Annotated in this window: 1 protein-coding gene; it reads left to right on the top strand. The window is 43.9% G+C overall.

All coding sequences use genetic code 11. The features are described from left to right. Window positions 1-352 (top strand): energy transducer TonB (locus J8L84_RS20155; protein ID WP_348771852.1); only part of this gene is annotated, 352 nt, incomplete at its 5' end. Window positions 353-888: the final 536 nt, after the last annotated feature.

Below are 888 nucleotides of genomic sequence, written 5' to 3'. Positions count from 1 at the left end.
GTTCTCTCGAGGAAGATTAATGAAAAAGGAAGTCTTATTCTTTTTAATTACAGCCTTAGTTGCTGTGAGTGTCTCAACATATTGCTTTGGTAGTGAGGCTGCAACAAACTTAGATAACGAAACAAATGAGGCACTTGAAGGCTGGGTTCGCATGTCTTTTGACATAACTGAATCCGGAACTACTGATAACATAAAAATCTTAGATTCATCGCCATCTGGAAAATTTGATAGCGAAGCAGTCAAAGCACTTTCAAAATGGAAGTATAAGCCCAAGGTAGTTGATGGTATTGCAGTACGGCAAACTGACTTAAAGGTACAACTTGATTTCGTTTTAGAGGACAACGAGAACTAACAAAAAACTGTTGGCGCTCACTGCGTTCGCTGGGACACAAACACGTAGGCTCTCTTCGCTTCGCTCCGTATTTTAGCCTACGTATTTGTGCCCCAAAGTTGGGTGTTAGAAGGCGTCAGCCTAAACTGCGTTTCGCTTAATACAAATAACAGTTCAACCGCCCTCACCTGCTGCTTCAAAAATCGCTCTGACTTTTGGTGGTTTTAACTTCGCCGCTTCAACTTCATAGGTTGCGCAATAGGCGCTTTATCGCCAAGTTCTTATTCACCGTCAGCAAGCGCCATTGCGTTTGTTAACTCAAAGGGCGGCTTGCTTCAGTCAAATCAATAACATCACCGCGCTGTCGTTTTACTTGTTTGTGTTAATAATCAATCGTATGCTGGCTCTAGTAGTTTTTAAAAATGCCAAGGGAACAGGCTCTGCTTCTAACAAAGCGCTCAAGTTCACTCCCTTCGGTCGCTGGGACGCTAACACGCGGGCTGACTCACTTCGTTCGGATTTTAGCCCACGCGCTAGCGCCCCTTAGCTTAAAGTTA

The organism is Alteromonas sp. MMG017, from assembly GCF_018100795.1.
Classification (GTDB): domain Bacteria; phylum Pseudomonadota; class Gammaproteobacteria; order Enterobacterales; family Alteromonadaceae; genus Alteromonas.
This window is presented reverse-complemented; position numbering and strand designations above follow the sequence as displayed.